Origin of the sequence: Ramlibacter agri (assembly GCF_012927085.1) — a bacterium.
Classification (GTDB): Bacteria; Pseudomonadota; Gammaproteobacteria; order Burkholderiales; family Burkholderiaceae_C; genus Ramlibacter; species Ramlibacter agri.
In genome coordinates this window covers 2,767,304-2,791,765 of sequence record NZ_JABBFX010000001.1, presented here as the reverse complement: position 1 = coordinate 2,791,765, position 24,462 = coordinate 2,767,304, and the positions used below count along the sequence as shown (strand labels likewise).

Here is a 24,462-nt window from a genome sequence, read left to right as displayed (position 1 = left end):
GGTTCGCCCGCCGGCAGCGTGCAGTAAGCTCGGCGGCGATGATCCGGTTCGTCTTCTTCGACTACGACGGCGTGCTCACCACCGACCGCACCGGGTCGCTGACCACCTGCCGCCACCTTGCGGCGGCGGCCGGCCTGCCGCTGGAGCGCGTGCGGGCGGCCTTCGCGCCCCACAACCACGCGCTGACGTTGGGCCGGATGACGCACGAAGAAGCCTGGCCGCGGATCTGCGCGGAGCTGGGCGCCGCCCTGCCCTTGCAGCTGCTGCAGGACGCCTTCGACAGCACGCCGGCCAACGCGCCCATGTTCGCGCTGGCACGCCGCCTGCGCGCGGCCGGCTGCGGCGCCGGAATCATCACCGACAACAAGTCCGATCGCATCCGGCGGCTGCGCGCCGTGCAGGACCTGGACGCGCTGTTCGACCCGATCGTGGTGTCCGCCGACCTGGGCTGCTCGAAGGAGTCCGAAGCCATCTTCCGCCACGCGCTGGAGAACGCGGGCGCGGATGCCGGAGAATGCGTCTTCATCGACAACGATGCCGGCAATGCGGCCCGCGCCACGGCCCTGGGCCTGCATGGCATCCATTTCGATGACGCGCTGAACGACGTGCCTGCACTGGCGGCCGCGCTCGCCCGCGACTTCGGCCTGCCTGCATGACGACTCCAACGAACGCACAGACACCCTTCAAGCCCTCGGACCTGGCCTCGGTCCTGGCCGTCATCGTCATCTGGGGCCTGAATTTCGTGGTGATGAAGGTGGGCCTCGCCTCCTTCACGCCCTTCCAGCTGGGCGCCGCCCGCTTCGGGCTGGCCTTCCTGCCGCTGGCGTTCTGGGTCGGGCTGCCGCAGGTCCGGCCGCGCTGGATCCTCGCCTTCGGGCTGACGCAGGGCGTCGGCCAGTTCGGGCTGCTGTTCGTCGCGCTGCGCGTGGGCATGACGGCGGCGGTGGCTTCGGTCGTGATGCAGACGCAGGTCTTCTTCACCGCGATCCTCGGCGCCATGCTGCTGCGCGAGCGCATCGGCGGCCCGCTGCGCGTGGGCTTCGCTTTTGCGGCGGCGGGCCTGGCCTGCTTCGCCGCCAACGTCTGGACGGCGCACGGGACGGCCGTCACCGGCTGGGGCCTGGCGCTGAACCTGGGCTCCGCCTTCATGTGGGCCTGCTCCAACATCGTCGTGCGCAAGGCGCAGCAGGACAGCGGCGCCTTCCAGCCGCTGCCCTTCGTCGTCTGGGCCAGCGCGGTGGCCATCGTTCCCTTCCTGCTGTTGTCCTGGTGCTTCGACCCGCCCGGGTCCCAGGGCAACTGGAGGCACGCACCCTGGCAGGCCTGGGCCGCGGTCGCCGCGCTGGGCTGGCTGGCGACCAGCCTCGCCTACGGCCTGTGGACCGGGCTGCTGAAGCGCTTCGCCGCCAGCCGCGTCGCCCCCTTCAGCCTGGGCGTGCCCGTCATCGGCATGCTGGCCGGCATCGCCTTCCTCGGCGAAACGATCGCGCCCCTGCAATGGGCCGGCGTCTTCCTCGTCTTCTGTGCCCTGTGCTGCGTGCTGCTCGCGCAGCGGCTTCCCCCTGCTTCCTCCCGCCCATGAAACCCGTCGCCGTCATCGACTTCGAAACCACCGGCCTGTCGCCCGCCCTGGGTGACCGGGCGACCGAGGTCGCCATCGTGATCCTGGAGGGCGACCAGGTGGTCGGCCGCTTCCAGTCGCTGATGAACGCCGGCGTGCGCATCTCGCCCTTCATCGAGGCCTACACCGGCATCAGCAACGAGATGGTGCAGGCGGCGCCGCCGGCCGAGGAAGTGATGGCGGAAGCCGCCCGCTTCGTCGGCGCCACGCCCATGGTGGCGCACAACGCGTCCTTCGACCAGCGCTTCTGGGAGGCCGAGCTCGAGCGCCTGGGCAGCGACACCCCGGCCCAGCCGCCTTTCGCCTGCACCCTGCTGCTGTCGCGAAGGCTCTATCCGGAAGCCGGGAGCTACAAGCTCGGCTCGCTGGCCGCCTTCCATGCGCTGCCTTCGTCGGGGCGCGCGCACCGGGCGCTGGCGGACGCCGAAGTGGCCGCGGCGCTGCTGGCGCGCATCCAGGGCGACCTGCAGCGCGATTACGAGCTGGAGCACGTGCCGCACGAGCTGTTGCTGAAGGTGCAAAAAGCGCAACGCAAGGCCGTCCCCAAGGCGATCCGCAGCTACTTCCAGGCGGGCAGCAAGCCCTGACTGGGCTACAGTTACAGCACACTCACAGGAGACCTTCATGCCCAAAGGCGAACAACGCAGCAACAAGATGGCGAAGAAGCCGAAGAAGGACACTTCGCCGCCCAAGGAAGGCAGCGGCTCGGACCGGCCGATGCCGCCCGTCACCTCCGTCATGCCGAAGGGGAAGCTGAAGAACAAGTAAGCGGAGCATCGCGGGGGTCGCCCCGCGGCTCCACAAAATTTGTTGCGGGCCCAATTTTGTGGCCCTCTCCCTAGACTCGTTCGTTCGATTGCATCAAACAATGGAGACGAACGATGGAGAGACGCCATTTTCTTTCGGGAGCCGCCGCCATGGTGGCTGGAGTCGGATTGTCAGCCTGCGGCGGCGGTTCGGACTCCCCGCCGGTGACGCCAGGGCCGTCGGGCACTGACACTCCCGTCGACACCGGGTCGACCACCCCTCCCGTCGACACGACGCCCGCGCAGCCCCAGCAACTGGTGACGCAGCTTTGGTCGCGCCACCTGCAATGGGTCAGCACCCAGGCCGAGGCCCAGGCCGGAAGCGACCCCTACGGCATCGGCGTCAAGATCGGCGAGGCCCTGCTGGCGTGCGGCTATGCCGCCGTCGACCTGACGGTGCGCGCCGACGGCCATGTGCTGCCGCAGAACGTCAAGACGCACCTGCCGGACATGCTGAAAGGCATCCGCAGCACGGGCGCCATCTGCGACCACATCGGCGTCAACTTCACGCCGCTGACCGACCCGCTCAACACCAGCTGGCTCGTGGCCGAGAACGTGGAAGAAGTGCTCGCGGTGGCCGGCGCCAACGGCATCAAGAGGTACCGCTTCAACAATGCCGGCGGCACGGCGGTCCCCGGCACCACGGGCACCCTGACGCTCGCATCCTTCGCGAACAACACCTTCGGCGACACGATGTCGGCGCTGCTCGATGGCGTCCGCGTGAACCACGAGCGCCTGGCGGCGCTGAACGCGAAGTACGGCAACCTGTGCGGCGTGGCCCACACGCACGGCAGCAACATCGGCACCAGCGTGTACGACTACGACTATGCGATGCGCGACATCGACCCCAGCCTGATCGCCATCAACCTCGCCATCAGCCACACGGCCGGCGCGGCGCTGGGCGGAGCCAGCAATCCGGCGTGGGAACTGCAGATGCGCCGCCACATGCCGCGCATCAAGTGCACGGCCGTCGAGGACATGAAGGCGACGGTCAACGCCAGCACCGGCGCCTTGAGCGGCACCACGATCGAACCGCTGCCGGGCACCAAGGGCGGCGGCGTGATCAACTGGGACAACTTCTACGGGCACCTGCTGCGCGGCGGCTTCAGCGGCGCGGCCGAGTCGCAGATCGAGTACAGCATCCCCGACGCCCTCGGCGGGACGATCAGCCTGAACACCGCCTTCTTCTCGGACAACGCCGCGTTCACCTCGGGCCGGCTGACGCCCGCCATGATGACCCGGACCATGAAGAACGCCTCCACCTTCATCCGGGAGCGGGCGGCGTCTGCGGGTTGGGGCAAGGACGGCAGCAACAGCTCCATCCTCTGAATTGGACCGGGCAGGAAAAAGGGCGCGCCAGGCGGCGCGCCCTTTTTCATGAGCGGAGATTCAGCCGAATTGGACCTGGTAACCCCAGGAGTCCAGGCCGTGCGGGATGGCGTTGAACGACATCGTCATGCGGCGTTCACCCTGGTTGGGGGGGACGGCGTGCAGCAGGTAGCTGGGGAACAGCAGCAGGTCGCCCGGCGCCGGCGCGGGGCTGACCCAGCGCTCGGCGTTGAACGGCGTGGACGCCACCTGCGGGCCCGCGCTCCTGAAGACGAAGTCGGTGCCGGTGGACGACTTCATGAACACGGTCTGCGAACCCGGGTGCGTCGGCGTCAGGTAGACGATGCCCGACACGAAGCTGTTGGCGTGGACGTGCTGTGCCTGCATGCCGCCAGGCTCCAGCACATTGACCCACATCGCCTTGATCGCCCACTCGAGCCGCTGGCCGAACAGGAGCGCGCCCATGTCGACGATCTTCGGCGTGATCGCCAGCGCCGCCTCCACCAGCAGCGGGCTGTCCTGGGCGCCGAGCATCGCGGTGTGCGACAGCTGGCCGGACTCCTGGTTGTCCTGCGTGGCCCGCGCGCTGAAGTGCTGCACCAGGCCGTCGACCAGGCGCTTGCCGAGCACGCCCGGCGCACGCAGGACGGGCGTGGGGAACAGGCCGAACACTTCGTCCTTCATGGCGCGCTCAGACGATCAGCGTCCCGTTCTGGCCCCAGCCGGCAGCCGTCGCCCGCGCCCGGATGAAGTCGGACGCGTTCTTCATGGTCGCGAGCATCATGGCGCGCGTCAGCCGGCCCGAAGTGAACGCGGCGTTGTCCGCGAAGAAGGCGCTGTTCAGGCTGATCGTCCCGCCGAGGGCGTCAGGGATGCTGTACTCGATCTGCGACTCGGCCGCGCCGCTGTAGCCGCCGTTCAGCAGCAGCTGGTAGAACGAGGTCCAGTTGATCAGGCCGCCGCCGGTGGTGGCCGGCAGCGGCTCGATCGTGCTGGTGCTTACAGCGCCGGTCGTCGCGTCGACCGCGGCCTTCATGTCCTCGACGGCCGTGCATTTGATGCGCGGCATGTGGCGGCGCAGTTCCAGCTGCCACAGCGCGGTGCCCGACGACGGCGGCGGCGCGGCCCCCGCCGTGTGGCTGATCGCGAAGTTGATGGCAACCAGGTTGGGATCGATGTCGCGCATCGAGTACTCGTAGTCGTACACCGTGGTGCCGATGTTGCTGCCGTGCGTGTGGGCCACGCCGCACAGGCCGCCGTACTGGCTGTTGATCGCTGCCAGGCGCTGGTGGTTCGCCCGGACGCCATCGAGCACCGCCGTCATGGCGGCGCCGTAGGTGTTCGGCGCGAAGCTGGCGGCGCCGGCATTGTTGAAGCGGTACTTCTTGATGCCGTTGGCGGCGGCCACCGACAGGATCTCGTGCACGTACTGGTCCGCGATCCACTGCGTGTTGTTCGCATCGGCCGGCGGCGCGAAATTGACGCCGATGTGGTCGCAGATCGCGCCCGTGCTGCGGATGCCCTTGAGCATCAGCGGCAGCACCGTGGCCACGTTCTGGGGCAGCACATGGCCGTCGGCACGCACCGTGAGGTCGACGGCGGCATAGCCGCACTGCCGGAGCGCATCGCCGATCATGATGCCGGCGCTTTCGGGGTTGGCTTGCGCATAGGCCTGGGTGCTGACCCATTGCAGGTGGCGCGACCAGAGCTGCGTGACCAGCTTCTGCGGCGTCGCCGTGACCGCTTGCGCAGTGGCCTCCTTGACCAAGGCCATCCCGGCTGCCATGACGGCCGCTCCCGAAAGGAAATTGCGTCTCTCCATCGTTCGTCTCCAGTGTTTGGTGCAATCAGGCGGACGAGTCTAGGGAGAGGGTCACAAAATTGGACCGACAACAAATTTTGTGGCCGCTTCATTCGCCGCGGCATGGCGCCGCGATGTTGTGCAGTTGCATGGCGGTTCCGGGGATGCGCTCGTGGGAGCGGAACGCTTCGAAGAGCGCCCGTTCGATGGCGCTGGCGCCATCGGGAGCCGCGCCTAGCGTCGACCAGCGCGGCCACTTGCGCGCGCCGAAGCGCCGCACCTCCGCGGCCAGGGCTTCGGAGCGTTGCCACGCGGACAGCGCGGGGTCGGTCTCGAGCCAGGCCGCGCACAGCAGGTCATCGCGCCGTGCGCGGCTCAGCGCGCGTTCGTTGGCCGGCAGGCGCAGGCAGCGTTCCAGCGGAACGCGGCCGGCGCTGGCCAGGAAGGCCGCGAACCCGTTGCACAGCCAGTCGATGTCTTCACGCTCGAGGGTCTTGCTGGCGACCCGATGCGCGCGCATCAGCTGGTTGTCAGGAGCGGTCTCCAGGGTGACCTTCATCTCGTCCGCCAAGACCCGTCCCCTCCTGTTTCGTGCACGGGACGTCGTCGGGCGTCGCGGAACACGCTAGTTCGTAAATGGCCTGGACCGAGCCCGTGGTGGCGCCCAGCGCCTCGAGCGCGCTTGCCGACAGCTCGTTCGCAGCGAACGCTTCCAGGGCCTGTGTGTCATAGGCACACACAACCAGGACCCAGTCCGCGACCTGGTCGGCAGCGCCGCGAATCCTCTGCTCGGTCGTCTGCGGAATCCGCGGGGTCTCGTGCTGCAACAGGTGCGCTCCGGCGAAGCCGGGCGTGGCCGCGATGCCGGCCATCAGCGATTGAAGCGCAGCCTGCAGCGCCTGCGCCTTCCCTGGTGCCGGCGACAGCCGGAGGGTCAGCGCCCGGCGAGCGATCACGGCACCCAGCGATTGCAGCACCCGCGTCTGCCCGCGCACCATGTTGCGATGGTGCGGCATCAGCCGCGTCGACCAGGGCGTCGGCGCGTTGAGCCGCGCCAGGTAGGCCGGCGAAGACAGCGTCGCATGGCTTTCCAGTTCGTACAGCACGAACACGCCCTCGCCGCCGTCCGCGCGGGTCCAGCGCGAGGCGCGCCGGAAGCCCGGCACCCCCAGCCGCTCGGGGAAGTGCTCGTGCGTGTGCCAGTCCTCGAAATCCGCCCTGTGCTCCGGCGCCATGTTCCACCACATGGCGAGGGCTCCTTGTCCAAGCATGGCCATGGTCTAGTGGATGAAGGCGGTGGAGAACCAGGGCACCGCGGCAACGGCGATCAGGCCCACGATCAAGGCGCCGAGGTAGCGCCACATGTGGCCTATCACCTCGTCCGGCGCGACCTTGCCGATCGCGCAGGCGGCGTAGAAGCCGATGCCGAAGGGCGGCGCGAACAGGCCGATGCTCATGGCGATGACCACCACCATCGCGTAGTGCAGGTCGTTGATGCCGAAGGCGTGCGACACCGGCAGCAGCAGCGGCGCGAACAACAGGATGGCCGGAATGCCTTCCAGGATGTTCCCGAGCAGCACGAACACGATGATCGTGATCGCCAGGAAGCCGGCGGCATTGCCCGAAAGCGCCGTCATGGCCTTGGCCAGCTGCGAGGAGAAGCCGGACTGCGTCAGCGACCAGGCCATGCCGGTGGCCGTGCCGATCACGAAGAGGATCGCGCCGGACAGCACCGCGGTTTCCACCAGCGCCGGATAGAAGCGCTTCCACTGCACCGGCCGGTACAGCAGGATGCCGACCACCAGCGCGTAGACGATGCCGATGGTCGACACCTCGGTCGCCGTCGCCACGCCCTCGACCACCGCCCAGCGGATCACGAAAGGCAGCGCGATCGCCGGCAGCGCCGGCAGCAGCGCCTTGCGGATCTTCGACCAGTCGGGGCGCGCGTCCTCGGGCGGCGTGTCGTCGCGGGTGCGCACGAAGGTGACCACACCCAGCGCCACGGTCAGCACCAGCGCGGGCAGGATGCCGGCCGAGAACAGGCTGGCGATCGACATGCCGGTGACGGAGCCCAGCGTGATCAGCACGATGCTCGGGGGAATCGTGTCGGCCATCGCCGCTGAACTGGCCAGCAGCGCGGTGAGGTCGCCGTCCTTGGCGCCGCGCCGGCGCATCTCCGGGAACAGGCCCGGCGCCACGGCCGCCATGTCGGCGACCTTGGAACCGGAGATGCCGGAGACCAGCAGCATGGCGACGAGCAGCACGTAGTAGAGGCCGCCACGCACGAACCCCATCAGCGACGCGAGCAGCGCGATGATGGTCCGCGCGAAGCCGGTCACTTCGATCAGCAGCCCCAGGAAGATGAACATGGGGATCGCCAGCAGCAGCGGCTGCGACATGCCCTGGTCCAGGCGGTTCACCACCACGCTGAGCGGCGTGGACGTGGTGCAGGCCAGGTAGGTCAATGTCGCCAGGCCGAAGGCAAAGCCGATGGGCACGCCGATGACGATGGCCGCACCGACGATCAGCACGAAGAACACGAACAGGTTCAGGTTGCCGATGCGCGCCAGCGGGCCGGCCAGCTGCCACAGCACCAGGCCCAGCACCAGCACGATGGCCGCGCCGCTGGCGGTGGCGCGGAAGTTGCCGCGGCTCACCGCCTGCAGCAGCACCGTCGCCAGCATCAGCACCACGCCGACCGCGATGCCCAGCACGCGCCAGCTCGATGGCACGCCCAGGTTGGGCAGCACGGCGAAGGTCTCGTCCTCGACGTAGTCGTAGGCCGGCTTCAGCAGCAGGCACAGCGTGGCGAAGACCACGGCCAGCACGACGGCCTGGAACAGCACCTGCGCGCGCGGCGACACGCGCTGCGACAAGGCGTTGAAGGCCAGGTGCTCGCCGCGCCGCAGCGCGATCACCGCGCCCAGCATGCCGAGCCACAGGAAGACGCTGCCCGCCAGTTCGTCGGACCACACGATCGGGTGGTGCAGCGCGTAGCGCGCCACGACGCCCGAGAACAGCAGTGCGACCTCGAAGACGATCAGCACCGCCGCCACGAATTCGATGCAGCGTCCGAGCCAGGCGTCGATGACGCCGGCCACGGAAGCCGCAGGCGCCCCGGCCCCGGGGCGCACTGCCTGGCTCAGGCTCATGCCAGCGAACCGCCGGCGGCGTTCTCGAGCACCTTCCAGGCGGCGTCGCCGAACTTCTTGCGCGCCTCGGTGTAGTAGCCCGAGGCGGTGAGCTTCTTGCGGAAGGAGTCGGCGTCCACCGCGTTGAAGGCCATGCCGGCCTTGGCCATGGTGTCGCGGTAGCCCGCTTCCTGGCTGGCCAGGTCCTGGCGCTGCAGCAAGCCGGCTTCGTTCAGCCGCTTCTCCAGCACTTCCTGCAGCTTGGGCGGCAGGCCGCGCCACACGCGGCCGTTGATCAGGACCCAGTTGCCCTGCCAGATGTGGTTGCTCATCGCGCAGAACTTCTGCACCTCGTAGAACTTGGAGGTGAGGATGGTGCCCAGCGGATTCTCCTGGCCGTCGACGATCTTCGTCTGCAGCGCGGGGTACACCTCATTGAACTGGATGCTGGTGGGCGCGGCGCCCAGCGCCTTGAAGAGGTCCACGTAGGCGGCGGCGCCCGGCACGCGAATCTTCATGCCGGCCAGGTCGCTGACCGCCTTGACGGGATGCGCGGACGACGTGATCTGGCGGAAGCCGTAGTCCCAGATGGTGGAGGTCGCGTACAGGTTGGCCTGCATCAGCGCGGCGCGGATGTGCGCGCCGAGCGCGCCGTCCATGCCCTTCAGCACGGAGGGCGTGTCCTTGAAGGCGAAGCCCACGCCGTCCAGCGCCGCCATCGGCACCACGCTGGAAGCGATCAGGCCGCCGACCACGAACATTTCCACCGCGCCGGAGCGCACCTGGTTCAGCAGGTCCACTTCGCCACCGAGCTGGTTGTTCGGGAACAGGCGCAGCTCGATGCGGCCTTCGGTGTCCTTGGCAATGTTGTCGGCGGCCTGCTGCAGGCGCAGGTGCGTCGGGTGGGTGGCCGCCAGGGGGTGGGCGACCTTGAAGGTGAATTCGGCGGCGCGGGCACGCGTGATGAAGGGGCCGCTCACGAAGGGCGCGGCGGCGATGGCGCCGAGCACGGTACGGCGTTGGATGGAAGCGCTGATGATCATCTCCTCTGTTGGTGGATTCACTTCGACAGTTGCGGCGCCGGCTGGTCGGGCCGGCGCTGGAACACGGGGGACACGTTGCTGTTGCGGCCCAGTTCGTCGGCCGCGGCCAGCAGCGCGTCGCCGAGCGAGTCCATGCGGCCCTGCGTCAGGCGCGTCATGGGGCCGGCGACGATGAGGGCGGCGATGACGTCGCCGCGCGGGTCGCGGACCAGCGTCGCCATGGAGCTCATGGCCGGCAGGAAGACGTTGACCGTGGTGGCGAACTTGCGCTTGCGCGCGGCCTGCACCTGCGCCATCAGTTCCATGATCGAGGTCGGGGCCGCGGGGCCGAAATCGGCGGGGTTGCCCATGCCCTGTTTGGTGACGAGGCGGATCGCCTCGTCGTCGCTCTTGGTCGCGAGCCACACCAGGCCGGCGGCGCTGCAGGAAAGGCGCACCGGGCGGCCCATCTCGGGGTCGTAGCGCAGGCCTTGCGTCGCGCCCTGGGCCTTGGCGACGTAGACCAGCTGGTCCTGGTCGACCACGGCCAGGCGCACCAGTTCGCCGCTCTTGGCGGCCAGGCGTTCCAGCGTGGGCTGCGCCACGTCGACGACGCCACTGGCGCTGAGGAAACGCAAGCCCAGCGACACGACCTGCATCGTCAGCAGAAAGTCGTCGTGGCGGTCGTCCTTGCGCACGTAGCCGGCCTGCATCAGGTCGGCCAGCAGGCGGTGGGTGGCGCTCAGCGGAATGTCGACGGCCGCCGCCAGTTCGGACAGCGTGCGGCCCTTGGGATAGTTGGACAGCTCCTCGAGGATGCGGAAGCTGCGCAGGATGATGGCGCTCATGGTCGGGGTCCGGTGGTCGGCACGGCGGCGGAGTATACGGAAGTCTTTTCCATTTTGGAAGCGACTTCCAGAATCTGCGAAAAGCGACAATGCTGCCCCATGGCTCAAGGCAAGCGCATTTCGGCGGACATCCACGAGGGGGCCCTCCAGTCCATCAAGGACATGGGAGCGGCGGCGAAACAGGCCCGCACGGCGGCGGGCGAAGGCCAGGCGGCCGCGGCCGCCCGGCTAGGCGTGCACGTCCAGACCATCGGCCGCATCGAAGCTGGGGAACCCGGGGTGGCGATCGACCACGTGCTGGGCCTGCTGGCCCTTTACGGCGTCACGGTGAAGGTGCAGGCATGAAGGCCGTTGCCGCCATCGCCCTGGCGCTGCTGTCGGCCGTCGCGGCCGCGCAGACGCAGGAAGGCAAGCTGGACAGGCGCCACCTCGCCGTCGAGGTCGTGCCCTCGCCCGAACCCGGTGCAAGCCGGCTGGTCATCCGGGAGAAGACGCTGGAGCTGGCCAACCTCCCGATCGCGAATGCGCAGGCCTACCAGCCCAGCTTCAGCGGCGGGGCGCTCCTCCTGAATGCCGCCCCCACGGCGCACCACGGCGTCTATTGGCATGCGTACCGCGTGCACTTCCACAAGGGCGCGCTCAGCATCGTTGGCATCGAATGGCAGGACATGGTGCCCGCCACCGACGGCGCCCGCGACCAGCTCTGGACCGGCGGCAGCATCGATCTCGTGAAGGGACGGGCCACGCTGTGGGGGCGCATCGTGGACCCGGAAGATCTGCCCGCGTTCCAGCGCGCCGTGGAGCACTTCCGCGCCCACCACGTGCCCGAGGGCCGCACCAGCTACCCGCTGCGCCTGCACAAGGCCCCGCCCCTGCGGCTGGCGGACTTCGACCTGACGGGGCCGCGGCCCTTTCCTTGCGCCTATGTCGACGAGCGCCTGCACCTGCAATGGACGCAGGCCGAAGGCTGCCTCGAATAGGTCAGTTCAGGCGGCGCTGGCGCCGTCGCCTTTCTTCCGGTGCAGCACCACCGGCTTGCCGCCGAAGGTGCGCTTGCACATCCAGGCGGCCAGCGCCGAATCGAGGTAGTCGGCATGGCCCGGGAACCAGCGCGCCAGTTCGGCGACGAAGGACGGCGCCGGGTTGACATTGCCCTGTTCGGCCAGCGCCAGCACTTCGCCGGAGGACTTCAGCACCGCGGCGTGTTCGTCGATGTGGCAATCGCGCGGCGGGAAATCGGTCTCGCGCATCCAGCGGTCTTCGGCCTCGAAGTGCTGGTGCAGGTGGGCGTCGATCTCGCGCAGCAGCGGCGGCCATTCTGCCGCCGCCTGCACCGTGGCGGCGCGCTGCAGCAGTTCGTCGAATTCCGCATGCACCTTGTCCATGGGCGCGTAGCCGAGGTCATTGGCGCGGTCGGCGCCGGCGGGGGCCTGCGGGTCGTGTTTGAGCTCGTTCACGCTGTCGAGGGTATCACTGCGGCAAAGCCGGAGTTGCCGGCCCGGCCTACGGGGAATCCGTGCCTGGCGGGCCGGCAGCGCGCTTTGCGTTCTCCTCGCGCCAGCCGGCCTCGGTCTGCGGCTTGACCAGCAGCGAGACGACCTCCGGATGCGCCTCGCGCACCCGCTTCTCCAGCCCGCGCACGGCCGCTTCGATCTGCGGCGCGGTCAGCTCGTCGCGGAACTCCAGGCTCAGCGCCACCACCACCTGGTCCGGCGCCAGGTGCACCGAGAACAAGCCGTGCGCGCGGTGCACGCCTTCCTGCCCGTTGGCCTGCGCCAGGATCGCCTCCGACAGGCCGTGCTCGATGCGCTCGCCGATCAGCAGGCTCTTGCTTTCGCGCCCCAGCAACAAGGCCACCCCGGCCAGCACCACGCCGATGAGGATGGACGCGACGCCGTCCACCCACAGCAGGCCGAAGCTGTCCGAGCCCCAGGTGCCCAGCGCCGCCAGCGCGATGCCCAGCAGCGCCGCCGAGTCCTCGAACAGCACCATGAAGGACGGCGGGTCCTTGCTCGCGCGGAAGGCGGCGAACCAGCCGCGCGTGCCCTGCGCCGCGCGGAACTGGCGCAGCGAGACGATGAAAGAACCGCCTTCGAACAGGAAGGACAGCCCCAGCACGACGTAGTTGACGTGCGCGTTCTCGATCTCCTGCGGCGCGCGCAGGTGCATGACGCCCTGCACCAGCGAGACGCCCGCGCCGGCGGCGAAAACCAGCAGCGCCACCACGAAGCTCCAGAAGTACAGCTCGCGCCCGTAGCCGATCGGGTGCACGCGGTCCGGCGGCTTGCGCGAGCGCCGCATGCCGTACAGCAGCAGCAGTTCGTTGCCGGTGTCGACGAAGGAGTGCACCGACTCACTGGCCATGGAGGAGCTTCCGCTCCACACGGCCGCGGCCGTCTTGGTGAGCGCCACCAGCAGGTTGCCGGCCAGCGCGGCGAAGACGACGAAGCGGGTGGAAGGTGTGGACATGCGGCGCCCGGCGCAGCGGCGCCGAACGTCGAATGTAGTGCGGCTGCGCCCGGCGCGGGGGTCGCTACTCGCTGGCGCGCACCGCGCGGCCGTGCAGCGGCTGCACCGGGCGCGCGTTCATCGGGTAGGAGACGCTGAACTGCCCGATCTGCAGCGAGGACACCTGGCTGGGCGCCTTCAGCACGTACCAGGTGACCCCTTCGCTGCAGGGCGGCGTGGTCAGCGAGCCGGCGAAGGTGTAGTAGCCCTTGGTGGCAGGCAACAGGTCGGCGGCATCGACCCGCACGGCCTCGTCGTGGATCTCCTTGCCCTGGGCCGGCCGGTGGTCCCACAGGGTCTGCACCAGCGGATTGGCAGCGCCGGAAGACAGCAGCACCGCCACGACGGCTGCGCGACCCTGGTCATCCTTGTGCACCAGGTGCGCGACCATGTCGTAGTGGCGGCCGTCCACGCGCTCCTCGCTGGGCTTGTGGAAGTGGAACTGCTGCAGTTCGTAGCGGTGGCCGTCCACGGTGATGAAGCTGCCGGGCGCGTAGTTGACCTGGATGCTGTGGCCGTTGTCGACGATGTCCAGCGGCACGGGCTGGTAGTCGAACTGGATCGCGGGCAGCGCGCCGCGGTGCACCGCGTGCGTGCGGACGTCGATGGGCGACTGGGACTTGCCCTTGCCGCAGGTGGCGAAATCCTCCTCCAGCTTCGCCCAGTGGGCGGGCCCGGTTTCGCCGGAATAGCTCCAGTGGTGGGCAGGCTCCTGCGCACGGGCGGCCGTCGTGCCGGCCGCCAGCAGGACGCCAGCCACCACCGCGCATCTCGGTGTTATCGGGGACATGGTGCCTCCTTGCGCGTGGGTTCGGCGATGGTAGGCACGCCTGTCGCGCTGGCGCAAGGGACCTTGGTCCCATGGGGGCAGAATGGCCCGCATGGACCGCCGCACCCTCTCCGCCGCCTTGCAGGCCCGCGTCGACCGCGAGGACCTGCCCGGGGTCTCGTACACCGTGCTGCACCGGGGCGAAGTGGTCGCGCAGGACTGCCTGGGCTGGGCCGACCGCGAAGCCCGCGTGCCGCTGCGCGAGGACCACCTGTGCCGCATCTACTCCAACACCAAGCTGGCGACCAGCTGCGCGGTTTTGCAGCTGGTGGAGCGCGGGCTGCTCGGGCTCGACGACCCGGTGGGCGACTCCATCCCTGCCTTGCGCACGTTGCGGGTGCTTCGCCCCGGTGCGTCTTCGCTCGCGGACACGGAGCCGGCGCGAGAACCGGTTCGGATCAAGCACCTGCTGACGCACACCGCCGGCTTCACCTACGGCTTTCTCGATCCCTCGCTGCCCATCGCCAAGGCCTATGCAGCCGCCGGCATCGGCGAGGCGCAACGCACGCTGGCCCAGATGTGCGAAGCGCTGGCCTCGTTGCCGCTGCTGTTCCAGCCGGGGAGCGCCTGGAGCTATTCGGTGTCGACGGACGTCGTCGGCCACGTGGTCGAAGTGGTGAGTGGCTTGCCGCTGGACGCGTACTTCCGCCGCCACCTGTTCGATCCGCTGGGCCTGCAGGACACTTTCTTCTTCGTGCCGGAAGACAAGGCGGCGCGGCTGGTGCCCATGTACATCGGCGACCTCAAGAATCCTTCGCAGCCCGGTTTGCGCCGGGGCGACGCGAAGACCTGGGACCAGGACTTCCTGCATCCGGTGCCGCGGCTGATGGCGGGCGGCGGCCTCGTCTCTTCGCTGGCGGACTGGACGAAGTTCGTGCGCGCGCTGCTGGAAGGCGGCGGCCCCGTGCTGCAAGCGGAGTCGATGCGCCATGTCACGCAGAACCAGTTGCCTGCGGGCATGTGGATCGGTTTCCCGAACCTGCCGCTGCAGACCGGCCGCGGCCACAGCCTGGCCGCGTCGGTGTGCGTCGAGCCCGGCGACCCGGCCAGCGTGGCCGGCGAAGTGCAGTGGGGCGGGCTGGCCGGCACCAAGTGGATGTTCTCGCCGAGTGAACAGCTCGCCGTGGTGCTGATGACGCAGCGTTACATGAGCAGCGAACTGCCGTTCTGGCCGGAGTTCAAGGAACTGCTGCGCGCATGAAAAAAGGGCCAGTCCTTGCGAACTGGCCCTCTTCAAAAACGTTGGCGGAGTGGACGGGACTCGAACCCGCGACCCCCGGCGTGACAGGCCGGTATTCTAACCAACTGAACTACCACTCCACTGCCAAGAAACTCTTGGCGACCCTACGGGGATTCGAACCCCGGTACTCACCGTGAAAGGGTGATGTCCTAGGCCTCTAGACGATAGGGTCGTAACCTGGACGCAAACACGAACCAAAACTCTCGGGACACTTGGTGGAGGTAAGCGGGATCGAACCGCTGACCTCTTGCATGCCATGCAAGCGCTCTCCCAGCTGAGCTATACCCCCTCTGGTGTCCCTACACTAAAAGAAACACGGGCCTTGCGGGCCCGTGTTTCAGGAAACCTCTGGCGGAGTGGACGGGACTCGAACCCGCGACCCCCGGCGTGACAGGCCGGTATTCTAACCAACTGAACTACCACTCCGCGTGGTGCCGCGTCCTGCTCTTTCGAGCACAAGTGCGGCAAAACTTGGCGACCCTACGGGGATTCGAACCCCGGTACTTACCGTGAAAGGGTAATGTCCTAGGCCTCTAGACGATAGGGTCAAAACCTGGACGCAAGCCCGAAGGCTCACTACTTCCGTCGACATCTGGTGGTGGAGGTAAGCGGGATCGAACCGCTGACCTCTTGCATGCCATGCAAGCGCTCTCCCAGCTGAGCTATACCCCCTTGCAGGTGTCGAGCCTTGAATTATATGCTGAAAATCAGGCCTTCTTCAAACGCTCGAGAACAACTTCGCGTTTGCTCGCCGCGAGCACCGCATCGAGCGACGGCGTCTGCGCGGTGCCGAGCACCAGCACGCGCACCGGCATCGCCAGCTGCGGCATCTTGATGCCGTTGGCACGCAGCGTTTCCTTCACCGCTTCGGAGATGTCCTCCTTCGTCCACGGCACCGTCTCCAGCATCTTGGCCAGCATGCCGATCGCGGGGCGCACGCCGTCGGTGATGTGCTTCTTCGCCTCGTCCTCGTTGACCTGCACGTCGCCATAGAAGCGCTGGGCCCAGTCGGCCAGTTGCAGCACGGTGTCGCAGCGGTCCTTGAACAGGCCGGAGATGGCGGGCAGGCGCGCATCGGGCGTGACGCTCATTTTCTTGAGCTCCGCTTCGACCAGCAGCGCCAGCGCGCCGTCTTCCATCGCCTTCAGGTGTTGGCTGTTCACCCACTTCAGCTTCGCTTCGTCGAACTGCGCAGCGCTCTTGCCCAGGTGGTCCAGGTCGAACCACTGCAGGAACTGCTCGCGGCTGAAGATCTCGTCGTCGCCGTGGCTCCAGCCCAGGCGCGCGAGGTAGTTCACCATCGCGTCGGCCAGGTAGCCCTGGTCGCGGTACCAGGTGACGGCCTTGGCACCGTGGCGCTTGCTCATCTTCTCGCCCTGCTCGTTCAGCACGGTCGGCAGGTGCGCGTACACCGGCGGCTCCTGGCCGAGCGCGCGGAAGATGTTGATCTGGCGCGGCGTGTTGTTCACGTGGTCGTCGCCGCGGATCACGTGCGTGATCTGCATGTCGATGTCGTCCACCACCACGCAGAAGTTGTACGTGGGCGTGCCGTCGGGGCGCGCGATGACCAGGTCGTCGAGTTCGTCGTTGCTGATCTCGATGCGGCCCTTGACCTTGTCGTCCCAGGCCACGACGCCGCCGATCGGGTTGCGGAAGCGCAGCACCGGCTGCACGCCTTCAGGCACCGGCGGCAGGGTCTTGCCCGGCTCGGGGCGCCACGTGCCGTTGTAGCGGGGCTTCTCCTTGTTGGCCATCTGCTGCTCGCGCAGCGCGTCGAGTTCGGCCACGCTCATGTAGCAGGGGTAGACCAGCCCCTTGTCCTGCATCTCGCGCAGCACTTCGCGATAGCGGTCCATGCGCTGCATTTGATAGAACGGACCTTCATCGGGGTCCAGGCCCAGCCAGCGCATGCCTTCGAGGATGACGTCCACCGCGGCCTGGGAGGAACGCTCCAGGTCGGTGTCCTCGATGCGCAGGATGAAGGTGCCGCCCTGCGAACGGGCGAACGCCCAGGGGTACAGGGCGGAACGGATGTTGCCGAGGTGGATGAAGCCGGTCGGCGAGGGGGCGAAGCGGGTTCGGACTTTCACGCCGCGATTCTCGCATTGGTTTCGGGATGCGGGAGACGGACAGCGGGATGCAGAAGGCGGACAGCCGGACGCAGAGGACGCAAAGGACGCAAAAGGAAACCCTTAAAGGCTGTTCTTTTGCGTCCTCTGCGGATCCTTTGCGTCCTCTGCGTCCGGCTGTCCGTTTCCTACGCCTCCTGCGCGTTCGGGATCGCGAGGCGAGTCGTGTTCTCTTCCAGCGGGTCTTCCTGCCCGATCCTCGCCTCGTTGATCCGCGAGATGTCTTCGGGGTTGATGTCGCCCGTGACGTACACGCCGTCGAAGCAGGACGCGTCGAAGCCGTCCAGCTTGCCGTTGAGGCTGCCGATGGCCTTCTTCATGCCGTCGACGTCCTGGTAGATCAGCGCATCGCAGCCGATGATCGCGCGCACTTCGTCCACCGTGCGGCCATGCGCCACCAGCTCGCTGGACGTGGGCATGTCGATGCCGTAGACGTTGGGGAAGCGCACCGGCGGCGCGGCGCTGGCCAGGTAGACCTTGCGCGCGCCCGCGTCACGGGCCATCTGCACGATCTCGCGGCTGGTCGTGCCGCGCACGATGGAGTCGTCCACCAGCAGCACGTTGCGGCCCTTGAACTCGCTCTCGATCACGTTCAGCTTCTGCCGCACGCTCTTCTTGCGCACGCCCTGCCCCGGCATGATGAAGGTCCGGCCCACGTAGCGGTTCTTGACGAAGCCTTCGCGGTACGGAATGCCCAGCAACTGCGCCAGCTGCATCGCGCTGGGCCGGCTGGATTCCGGGATCGGGATGACGACGTCGATCTCGTTCGGCGGCACGGTGGAGATCACGCGCTTGGCCAGCGTCTCGCCCAGGTTCAGGCGCGCCTGGTACACCGAGATGCCGTCCATCACGGAATCGGGCCGCGCCAGGTACACGTATTCGAAGATGCAGGGCGACAGCTGCGGGTTCTCGGCGCACTGCTGCGCGGACACGCGGCCTTCCAGGTCGATGAACACCGCCTCGCCCGGCGCCACGTTGCGCTCGAAGCGGTGGCCCGTGCCTTCCAGCGTCACCGATTCGCTGGCCACCATCACCGTGCCGTCGGCACTGCGGCCGAAAGCCAGCGGGCGGATGCCGTACGGGTCACGGAAGGCCAGCAGGCCATGGCCGGCGATGATGGCCACCACGGCATAGGAGCCGCGCACGCGCTTGTGCACGTTGGCGACGGCCGCGAACACGTCCTGCGGCTTCAGCGGCAGGCCGCGCGTGGTCTTCTCCAGTTCGTGCGCGAACACGTTCACCAGCACCTCGGTGTCGCTCTCGGTGTTGATGTGGCGGTGGTCGGTGGAGAACAGTTCCGCCTTCAGCGCCTGCGCGTTGGTGAGGTTGCCGTTGTGCGCCAGCGTGATGCCGAAGGGCGCGTTCACGTAGAAGGGCTGCGCCTCTTCCTCGCTGTACGCATTGCCCGCGGTGGGGTAGCGCACCTGGCCGAGGCCGGCGGTGCCGGGCAGCGCGCGCATGTTGCGGGTGCGGAACACGTCGCGCACCATGCCCTTGGCCTTGTGCATGTAGACCTTGCGGCCCTGCAGGGTGACGATGCCGGCCGCGTCCTGGCCGCGGTGCTGCAGCAGCAGCAACGCGTCGTAGATCAGCTGGTTGACGGGGCCCTGGCTGACGACCCCAACGATTCCGCACATGATGTTTCGCTTTCCTTACGCCGGCAGGAAGGCGCCGAACTTCTCCGGCACCACCGGCTTCAATCCACGCAGCGCCGCCGTTGCAACGCTGCCCGTCACCGATTCAGTCCACCAGCCGCTGTGGTACCAGCCGGCCAGTTGCACCACCACGGCCAGCACCAGCACCGCCACCGCGCCGCGCACCAGGCCGAACAGCCCGCCCAAAGCCCGGTCCACAGGGCGCAAGCCTACCGCTTCCACCAGCTTTTTCACCAGCCAGGCCAGCAATCCCCCGGCAAACAGTGAAGCAATGAACACCAGGACGAAGCCGACGGCATAGCGCGTGGCTTCCCCGCTGTCGCCCATCGGCAAGCGCACGCCCGCCCAGGGCGCGAAGTATTGGGCCACCAGGAAGGCCACCAGCCAGTTCAGCACCGACAGCACCTCATAGACCAGCCCGCGCCACAGCCCCAGCAACACCGAGGCGCCCAGCAGCGCGGCCACCACCCAGTCGAGCGAAGCCACTACAAGGTGAGGACGCGGGCCGGCAAATCCAGCCCTTTGATCTTCTCGGCCGCCTTGTCGGCTTCGGATCGCGACGCGAACGGGCCCGCCCGCACGCGGATGCGCTTGCCCTCTTCGGTCTCGGCGACCTGGCGGTAGTTCTTGAGGCCTGCGCGCTCCAGCTTCTGCTGGGCCTGGCGTGCCTTAGCTTCTTCGGCGAAAGCGCCGACCTGCACGACGAAGCGGCCGCTGTCCGCCACCGTCTTGCCATCCAGCAGGGCGCGGGCCTTGGCGGAGTCGTCGGCCTTGGCTTGCGCCTTGGGCTCGGGCTTCGGTTGCGGCTTCGCTTCTGCCTTTGGCGGTTCCGGCTTCTTCTCCGGCGCCTCCGTGATGATTTCTTCTTTAGTCTGCGCCGCGGCGGCCTGGGCGACCTTCTGGTCGGCCGGAGCCGAAGCCTGCTGCGCCCCCTTGACCGCCGTAGCCGGCTCCGCAGCCGCGGCAGGCGCCGACGGCGCAGCGGCCGGAGGCGGCGGCAGCGGCTTGACCTTGTTGCGGTCGGGAATCTCGATGGGGATGTCCACGGCCACGGGACGCGGCTGCGTGTCGAACAGCAGGGGGAAGCCGACGACGCCGGCCAGGACCAGCACGACGGCGCCGATCAGGCGGTGGCGGGCACGCCGCCGCATCGCTTCGATGCTCTCAGCCGGGGTGGCCGGGGCGGCCACGGGCTCGTCGACCTTTTTCTTGCGCAACTTGAACAGCGCCATGGAGTGGTGAATCAGCCGAGATGCTTGGCGGCCAGGCGGGGCACGCCCTGCTCCAGGACGCCACCCACGGTGAAGAAGGATCCGAAGACGAGGATTCTATCAGCGGGGTCCGCCTGCTCGACGGCGGCCTGTAGTGCTTCCTTCGGACTCGCGTGGGTACTCGTGGGCACCTCGCGACGGCCAGGCACCGCCTGCCAGCGCGCCTGCAGGTCGGCCGCGGTGGCAGCACGCGCGGTCGGCAGGCCGGTGAAGTACCAGCGGTCCACCAGCGGCCCGATCTTGGCGAACATCGGCGCCAGGTCCTTGTCCGCCATCGCGCCGAACACGGCATGCGTGGTCGGATAGAAACCCATCGCATCGAGGTTGGCCGTCAGCGCCGCCACCGAATGCGGGTTGTGCGCCACGTCCAGCACCAGCGTGGGCTGTCCGGGGACGATCTGGAAGCGGCCAGGCAGTTCCACCATCGCCAGGCCGTTGCGCACGGCCTGCGCCGTCACCGGCAGTTGCTGGCGCAGCGCCTCGAAGGCAGCCAGCACGCCGGAGGCGTTCAGCAACTGGTTGGCGCCGCGCAGCGCCGGGTAAGCGAGGCCGCTGTAGCGCCGGCCGCGTCCCGCCCAGTTCCACTGCTGCTTGTCGCCGTTGAAGTTGTAGTCGCGTCCCAGCAGCCACAGGTCGGCGCCGAGCGCGTTGGCGTACTGCAGCACGCTGTGCGGCGGCATCGGGTCGCTGACGATGGCGGGCTTGCCGGCGCGCAGGATGCCGGCCTTTTCGCGGCCGATGCTTTCGCGGTCCGGCCCCAGGAACTCCATGTGGTCCAGGTCGATGCTGGTGATGATGGCGCAGTCGGTGTCGATGGCGTTCACCGCGTCCAGGCGGCCGCCCAGGCCGACCTCGAGGATGGCGACGTCGAGGTTGCTCGCGGCCATCAGCCCCAGGATGGCCAGCGTGGTGAACTCGAAATAGGTCAGCGCCTCGCCCTGCCGCGCGGCTTCGACGCGCTCGAAGTGCGGCAGCAGCGCATCGGCCTGCACGATCTCGCCGCCGATGCGGCAGCGCTCCTCGAAATGCACCAGGTGCGGCGAGGTGTAGACGCCGGGGCGGTAGCCGGCCTGCAGCGCGATGGCTTCGAACATGGCGCAGGTGGAGCCCTTGCCGTTGGTGCCCGCGACGGTGACGACCGGGCAATCGAACTTCAGGCCCATGCGCTGCGCGACCGCCTGTACGCGTTCGAGCCCGAGGGCGATGGTCTTGGGGTGCAGGCGCTCGCAGTGCGCCAGCCAGTCTTGCAGGGTATCCATTGCGCTATTGTCCGTGACTAAGATCACGGCCATGACAATCACCGTTTACGGCATCACCAACTGCGACACCGTGAAAAAAGCCCGCACCTGGCTCGCGGGCTCCGGCGTCGACTACCAGTTCCACGACTTCAAGAAGCAGGGCGTGCCGCCCGAGCACCTGGATCAGTGGCTGGAGAGCGCCGGCTGGGAAAAGCTCCTGAACCGCCAGGGCACCACCTGGCGCAAGCTCGATCCCGCGGCGCAGCAGGCCGCCGGCTCCGCCGACGGCGCCCGGGCGCTGATGCTGGCGCAGCCCAGCGTCATCAAGCGCCCGGTCGTGGAGTGGAACAATGGCGCGGTGTCGGTCGGTTTCAACGCCGACGATTGGGGAAAGCGCAACAATTCCTGAGCTCGCAGCGTTTTACCCGGCCTTTACCGTAAACATTGGCGGGGTTTGACGGCTGTGCCTAAACTTTGCCCATTGCAGTCCAACGAGTCCAAGCCATGAAGCAGTCCATCCTCCTTGCCGCCCTCGGGGCGGTCGCCTTCGGCGCCTCCGCGCAGGAGGTCGGCCACGTCATTTCGCGCACCCCCATCACGCAGCAGGTCGCCGTGCCGCGCCAGGTGTGCAACAACCAGATCGTGCAGCGCCCGACCACGGGTGGCGGCTCGGTGCTGGGCGGCCTGACGGGCGCCGCGGTGGGCAGCGGCATCGGCCACGGCGGCGGCCAGGCCGCGGCCATCGTCGTCGGCACGGTGCTGGGCGCCGTGGTGGGCAACAGCGTCGAAGCGCAGGGCAACACCCAGGTGGTGCCCAGCTGCGTGACCGAGAACGCCTACGAGAACCGCACCGTCGGCTGGAACGTGGTCTACGAATACCGCGGCCAGCAGTACTCCGCGCAGCTGCCCTACGATCCGGGCCCGACCGTGCGCCTGAACGTCGGCTCGCAGCAAGCCGCGCAAGCCACCGGCGAGCCCGGCCCCGTGGTGACCGCGCCGCCCGTGCAGCAGGCCCAGGCGGAGCCGCAGGCCTACCAGGCCCAGCCGCAGGTCTACCAGGGTCAGCCGCAGGTGGTCTACCAAGGCCAGCCGCAAGTGGTGCAGCAGGCCCCCGTCTACGTGCAGCAGCAACCCCAGGTGGTGTACGCCGCGCCGGCCTATCCCTACGCCTACCCGTACCCGTACTACCGTCCGGCGCCCGTGTGGCCCGTCGGCCTGTCGTTCAACTTCGGCTATGGCTACTGGGGCCACCGCCACTGAGCCTTTCGTGCTCCGCGCCAAGGCCGCCTCCGGGCGGCCTTTTTCATGGCCGGCACGGCCCTGCACCGCCCCGGTAAAATCGTGGGTTTTCCCTCCTCCCAAGCCTTTCCCATGACCACCGAGAACCTCGCCGTCGCCAGCGTCGCGACCAAGGCCAACGTCTACTTCGACGGCAAGTGCGTGAGCCACAGCCTCACGCTGGCCGACGGCACGAAGAAGTCGGTGGGCGTGATCCTGCCCGCCACGCTGACCTTCAACACCGGCGCGCCGGAGATCATGGAATGCGTCGGCGGCGCCTGCGAATACAAGCTGGCCGGCAGCAGCGAATGGAAGAAATCGGGCCCCGGCGAGAAGTTCTCCGTGCCGGGCAACTCCTCGTTCGAGATCCGGGTGAGCGAGTCCTACCACTACATCTGCCACTTCGGCTGAACCACGCCATGAGCACCATCCTCGAAAGCCTGCCCCTGGGCGACAAGGTCGGCATCGCCTTCTCCGGCGGCCTGGACACCAGCGCGGCCCTGCACTGGATGCGCAAGAAGGGCGCCGTGCCCTACGCGTACACCGCCAACCTGGGCCAGCCGGACGAACCGGACTACGACGCCATCCCGCGCAAGGCCATGGAGTACGGCGCCGAGAAGGCCGTGCTGGTCGACTGCCGCAAGCAGCTGGCGCACGAAGGCATCGCCGCCCTGCAGTGCGGCGCCTTCCACATCTCCACCGGCGGCCTGACCTACTTCAACACCACGCCGCTGGGCCGCGCCGTCACCGGCACGATGCTGGTGGCCGCCATGAAGCAGGACGACGTCAACATCTGGGGCGACGGCAGCACCTTCAAGGGCAACGACATCGAGCGCTTCTACCGCTACGGCCTGCTGACCAACCCGAACCTGCGCATCTACAAGCCCTGGCTGGACCAGGCCTTCATCGACGAACTGGGCGGCCGCGCGGAAATGTCGGCCTTCCTGACCGCCGCCGGCTTCGGCTACAAGATGTCGGCCGAGAAGGCCTACTCCACCGACAGCAACATGCTGGGCGCGACGCACGAGGCCAAGGACCTGGAGCACCTGAACTCCGGCATCAAGATCGTCAACCCGATCATGGGCGTCGCCTTCTGGAAGGACGAAGTCGTCGTCAAGGCCGAAGAAGTGCGCGTGCGGTTCGAGGAAGGCCAGCCGGTCGCCCTGAACGGCAAGACCTTCGCGGACCCGGTCGAACTGATCCTGGAAGCGAACCGCATCGGCGGCCGCCACGGCCTGGGCATGAGCGACCAGATCGAGAACCGCATCATCGAAGCCAAGAGCCGCGGCATCTACGAAGCCCCCGGCCTGGCGCTGCTGTTCCTCGCCTACGAGCGCCTCGTCACCGGCATCCACAACGAGGACACCATCGAGCAGTACCGCGACAACGGCCGCCGCCTGGGCCGGCTGCTGTACCAGGGCCGCTGGTTCGACCCGCAGGCCATCATGCTGCGCGAAACGGCACAGCGCTGGGTGGCGCGCGCCGTCACCGGCGAGGTGACCGTGGAACTGCGTCGCGGCAACGACTACTCGATCCTCAACACCGAGTCGCCGAACCTCACGTATGCGCCGGAGCGCCTGTCGATGGAGAAGGTCGAGAACGCGCCCTTCACGCCGAAGGACCGCATCGGCCAGCTGACCATGCGCAACCTGGACATCCGCGACACCCGCGACAAGCTGGGCGTGTATTCGCGCGCCGGGCTGCTGGTGACGGGCGGCGACACGCCGCTGCCTTCGCTGGAGTAAGAGAATGGCGG

Annotated in this window: 27 protein-coding genes and 6 tRNA genes; 12 read left to right on the top strand and 21 right to left on the bottom strand. The window is 68.2% G+C overall.

Annotation, left to right across the window (positions count from 1 at the left end; genetic code table 11):
* Positions 1–38 precede the first annotated feature (38 nt).
* From HHL11_RS13555 to HHL11_RS13535, 5 genes are all read left to right on the top strand, one after another.
* Positions 39–656 (top strand): HAD-IA family hydrolase, encoded by a 618-nt coding sequence (locus tag HHL11_RS13555; RefSeq protein WP_169418883.1) that lies wholly within the window; start codon positions 39–41, stop codon positions 654–656.
* A complete protein-coding gene (locus HHL11_RS13550; RefSeq protein WP_169418882.1) occupies positions 653–1,582 on the top strand; it encodes an EamA family transporter in 930 nt (309 codons plus the stop codon). Before HHL11_RS13555 ends, HHL11_RS13550 begins: the two co-directional genes overlap by 4 nt.
* Positions 1,579–2,208, top strand: coding sequence for a 3'-5' exonuclease (locus tag HHL11_RS13545; RefSeq protein WP_169418881.1), 630 nt, complete (start codon positions 1,579–1,581; stop codon positions 2,206–2,208). Before HHL11_RS13550 ends, HHL11_RS13545 begins: the two co-directional genes overlap by 4 nt.
* Before the next feature lie 37 nt (positions 2,209–2,245).
* Positions 2,246–2,389, top strand: a complete 144-nt coding sequence (locus HHL11_RS13540) for a hypothetical protein (protein WP_169418880.1) — start codon at positions 2,246–2,248, stop codon at positions 2,387–2,389.
* A 296-nt stretch (positions 2,390–2,685) separates the two neighbouring features.
* Entirely contained in the window at positions 2,686–3,756 is a 1,071-nt protein-coding gene (locus tag HHL11_RS13535; protein ID WP_169418879.1) for a hypothetical protein, read from the top strand.
* Positions 3,757–3,816: 60 nt separating this feature from the next.
* Here the strand turns inward: HHL11_RS13535 and HHL11_RS13530 are convergent, their stop codons facing one another.
* The 7 genes from HHL11_RS13530 to HHL11_RS13500 all read right to left on the bottom strand — a co-directional run bounded on the left by HHL11_RS13530 (position 3,817) and on the right by HHL11_RS13500 (position 10,558).
* A complete protein-coding gene (locus HHL11_RS13530) occupies positions 3,817–4,440 on the bottom strand; it encodes a TIGR02466 family protein (protein ID WP_169418878.1) in 624 nt (207 codons plus the stop codon).
* 7 nt (positions 4,441–4,447) lie between these two features.
* On the bottom strand, positions 4,448–5,542 hold the full coding sequence (locus HHL11_RS13525; protein ID WP_169418877.1) for a hypothetical protein: 1,095 nt from the start codon (positions 5,540–5,542) through the stop codon (positions 4,448–4,450).
* A 124-nt stretch (positions 5,543–5,666) separates the two neighbouring features.
* Positions 5,667–6,116, bottom strand: coding sequence for a hypothetical protein (locus HHL11_RS13520; protein ID WP_169418876.1), 450 nt, complete (start codon positions 6,114–6,116; stop codon positions 5,667–5,669).
* Positions 6,088–6,804 (bottom strand): DUF4286 family protein, encoded by a 717-nt coding sequence (locus HHL11_RS13515; RefSeq protein WP_205964274.1) that lies wholly within the window; start codon positions 6,802–6,804, stop codon positions 6,088–6,090. Before HHL11_RS13515 ends, HHL11_RS13520 begins: the two co-directional genes overlap by 29 nt.
* Positions 6,805–6,837: 33 nt before the next feature.
* Positions 6,838–8,709 (bottom strand): TRAP transporter large permease, encoded by a 1,872-nt coding sequence (locus HHL11_RS13510; RefSeq protein WP_169418875.1) that lies wholly within the window; start codon positions 8,707–8,709, stop codon positions 6,838–6,840.
* Entirely contained in the window at positions 8,706–9,731 is a 1,026-nt protein-coding gene (locus tag HHL11_RS13505; protein ID WP_169418874.1) for a TRAP transporter substrate-binding protein, read from the bottom strand. The genes HHL11_RS13510 and HHL11_RS13505 overlap by 4 nt, the downstream gene beginning before the upstream one ends.
* A gap of 17 nt (positions 9,732–9,748) precedes the next feature.
* Positions 9,749–10,558 (bottom strand): IclR family transcriptional regulator, encoded by an 810-nt coding sequence (locus HHL11_RS13500; RefSeq protein ID WP_169418873.1) that lies wholly within the window; start codon positions 10,556–10,558, stop codon positions 9,749–9,751.
* Between the two features lie 99 nt (positions 10,559–10,657).
* On the opposite strand from HHL11_RS13500, the gene HHL11_RS13495 reads away from it, so the two are divergent.
* Positions 10,658–10,903 carry a helix-turn-helix domain-containing protein gene (locus tag HHL11_RS13495; protein WP_169418872.1) on the top strand — a complete coding sequence of 82 codons (246 nt, stop codon included), beginning with the start codon at positions 10,658–10,660 and terminating at the stop codon, positions 10,901–10,903.
* Positions 10,900–11,538 (top strand): hypothetical protein, encoded by a 639-nt coding sequence (locus HHL11_RS13490; protein ID WP_169418871.1) that lies wholly within the window; start codon positions 10,900–10,902, stop codon positions 11,536–11,538. Before HHL11_RS13495 ends, HHL11_RS13490 begins: the two co-directional genes overlap by 4 nt.
* Before the next feature lie 6 nt (positions 11,539–11,544).
* On the opposite strand, the gene HHL11_RS13485 is transcribed toward HHL11_RS13490, so the two are convergent.
* The 3 genes from HHL11_RS13485 to HHL11_RS13475 form a co-directional block, all read right to left on the bottom strand.
* Positions 11,545–12,015: a bacteriohemerythrin gene (locus HHL11_RS13485; protein ID WP_342593214.1), complete on the bottom strand. Its 471-nt coding sequence runs from the start codon at positions 12,013–12,015 to the stop codon at positions 11,545–11,547.
* A 46-nt stretch (positions 12,016–12,061) separates the two neighbouring features.
* On the bottom strand, positions 12,062–13,027 hold the full coding sequence (locus HHL11_RS13480) for a cation diffusion facilitator family transporter (RefSeq protein ID WP_169418870.1): 966 nt from the start codon (positions 13,025–13,027) through the stop codon (positions 12,062–12,064).
* 64 nt (positions 13,028–13,091) lie between these two features.
* Positions 13,092–13,826, bottom strand: coding sequence for a carbonic anhydrase (locus HHL11_RS13475; protein WP_342593213.1), 735 nt, complete (start codon positions 13,824–13,826; stop codon positions 13,092–13,094).
* Between the two features lie 121 nt (positions 13,827–13,947).
* Between HHL11_RS13475 and HHL11_RS13470 the strand changes: the two genes are divergently transcribed.
* A complete protein-coding gene (locus HHL11_RS13470) occupies positions 13,948–15,096 on the top strand; it encodes a serine hydrolase domain-containing protein (protein WP_205964273.1) in 1,149 nt (382 codons plus the stop codon).
* A 42-nt stretch (positions 15,097–15,138) separates the two neighbouring features.
* On the opposite strand, the gene HHL11_RS13465 is transcribed toward HHL11_RS13470, so the two are convergent.
* The 11 genes from HHL11_RS13465 to folC form a co-directional block, all read right to left on the bottom strand.
* A tRNA-Asp gene (locus tag HHL11_RS13465) sits at positions 15,139–15,215 on the bottom strand.
* A gap of 16 nt (positions 15,216–15,231) precedes the next feature.
* Positions 15,232–15,307 (bottom strand) — tRNA-Glu (locus HHL11_RS13460).
* A gap of 41 nt (positions 15,308–15,348) precedes the next feature.
* Positions 15,349–15,424 (bottom strand) — tRNA-Ala (locus HHL11_RS13455).
* A gap of 60 nt (positions 15,425–15,484) precedes the next feature.
* Positions 15,485–15,561 (bottom strand) — tRNA-Asp (locus HHL11_RS13450).
* Between the two features lie 46 nt (positions 15,562–15,607).
* A tRNA-Glu gene (locus HHL11_RS13445) sits at positions 15,608–15,683 on the bottom strand.
* Positions 15,684–15,731: 48 nt separating this feature from the next.
* Positions 15,732–15,807, bottom strand: a tRNA-Ala gene (locus HHL11_RS13440).
* Between the two features lie 35 nt (positions 15,808–15,842).
* Complete coding sequence (gene gltX / locus HHL11_RS13435; RefSeq protein ID WP_169418867.1) at positions 15,843–17,225, bottom strand: glutamate--tRNA ligase; 1,383 nt, start codon at positions 17,223–17,225, stop codon at positions 15,843–15,845.
* Between the two features lie 167 nt (positions 17,226–17,392).
* A complete protein-coding gene (purF, locus tag HHL11_RS13430) occupies positions 17,393–18,901 on the bottom strand; it encodes an amidophosphoribosyltransferase (RefSeq protein WP_169418866.1) in 1,509 nt (502 codons plus the stop codon).
* Positions 18,902–18,916: 15 nt separating this feature from the next.
* Complete coding sequence (locus HHL11_RS13425; RefSeq protein WP_169418865.1) at positions 18,917–19,405, bottom strand: CvpA family protein; 489 nt, start codon at positions 19,403–19,405, stop codon at positions 18,917–18,919.
* On the bottom strand, positions 19,405–20,151 hold the full coding sequence (locus HHL11_RS13420) for an SPOR domain-containing protein (protein ID WP_169418864.1): 747 nt from the start codon (positions 20,149–20,151) through the stop codon (positions 19,405–19,407). The genes HHL11_RS13425 and HHL11_RS13420 overlap by 1 nt, the downstream gene beginning before the upstream one ends.
* 11 nt (positions 20,152–20,162) lie before the next feature.
* Complete coding sequence (gene folC, locus HHL11_RS13415; protein WP_240980071.1) at positions 20,163–21,449, bottom strand: bifunctional tetrahydrofolate synthase/dihydrofolate synthase; 1,287 nt, start codon at positions 21,447–21,449, stop codon at positions 20,163–20,165.
* Positions 21,450–21,480: 31 nt separating this feature from the next.
* Between folC and HHL11_RS13410 the strand changes: the two genes are divergently transcribed.
* The 4 genes from HHL11_RS13410 to argG all read left to right on the top strand — a co-directional run bounded on the left by HHL11_RS13410 (position 21,481) and on the right by argG (position 24,451).
* Entirely contained in the window at positions 21,481–21,837 is a 357-nt protein-coding gene (locus HHL11_RS13410; protein WP_169418862.1) for an ArsC family reductase, read from the top strand.
* Positions 21,838–21,932: 95 nt separating this feature from the next.
* A complete protein-coding gene (locus HHL11_RS13405; protein WP_169418861.1) occupies positions 21,933–22,688 on the top strand; it encodes a glycine zipper 2TM domain-containing protein in 756 nt (251 codons plus the stop codon).
* Between the two features lie 111 nt (positions 22,689–22,799).
* Complete coding sequence (ppnP, locus tag HHL11_RS13400) at positions 22,800–23,117, top strand: pyrimidine/purine nucleoside phosphorylase (protein WP_169418860.1); 318 nt, start codon at positions 22,800–22,802, stop codon at positions 23,115–23,117.
* An 8-nt stretch (positions 23,118–23,125) separates the two neighbouring features.
* A complete protein-coding gene (argG, locus tag HHL11_RS13395; RefSeq protein ID WP_169418859.1) occupies positions 23,126–24,451 on the top strand; it encodes an argininosuccinate synthase in 1,326 nt (441 codons plus the stop codon).
* Positions 24,452–24,462: the final 11 nt, after the last annotated feature.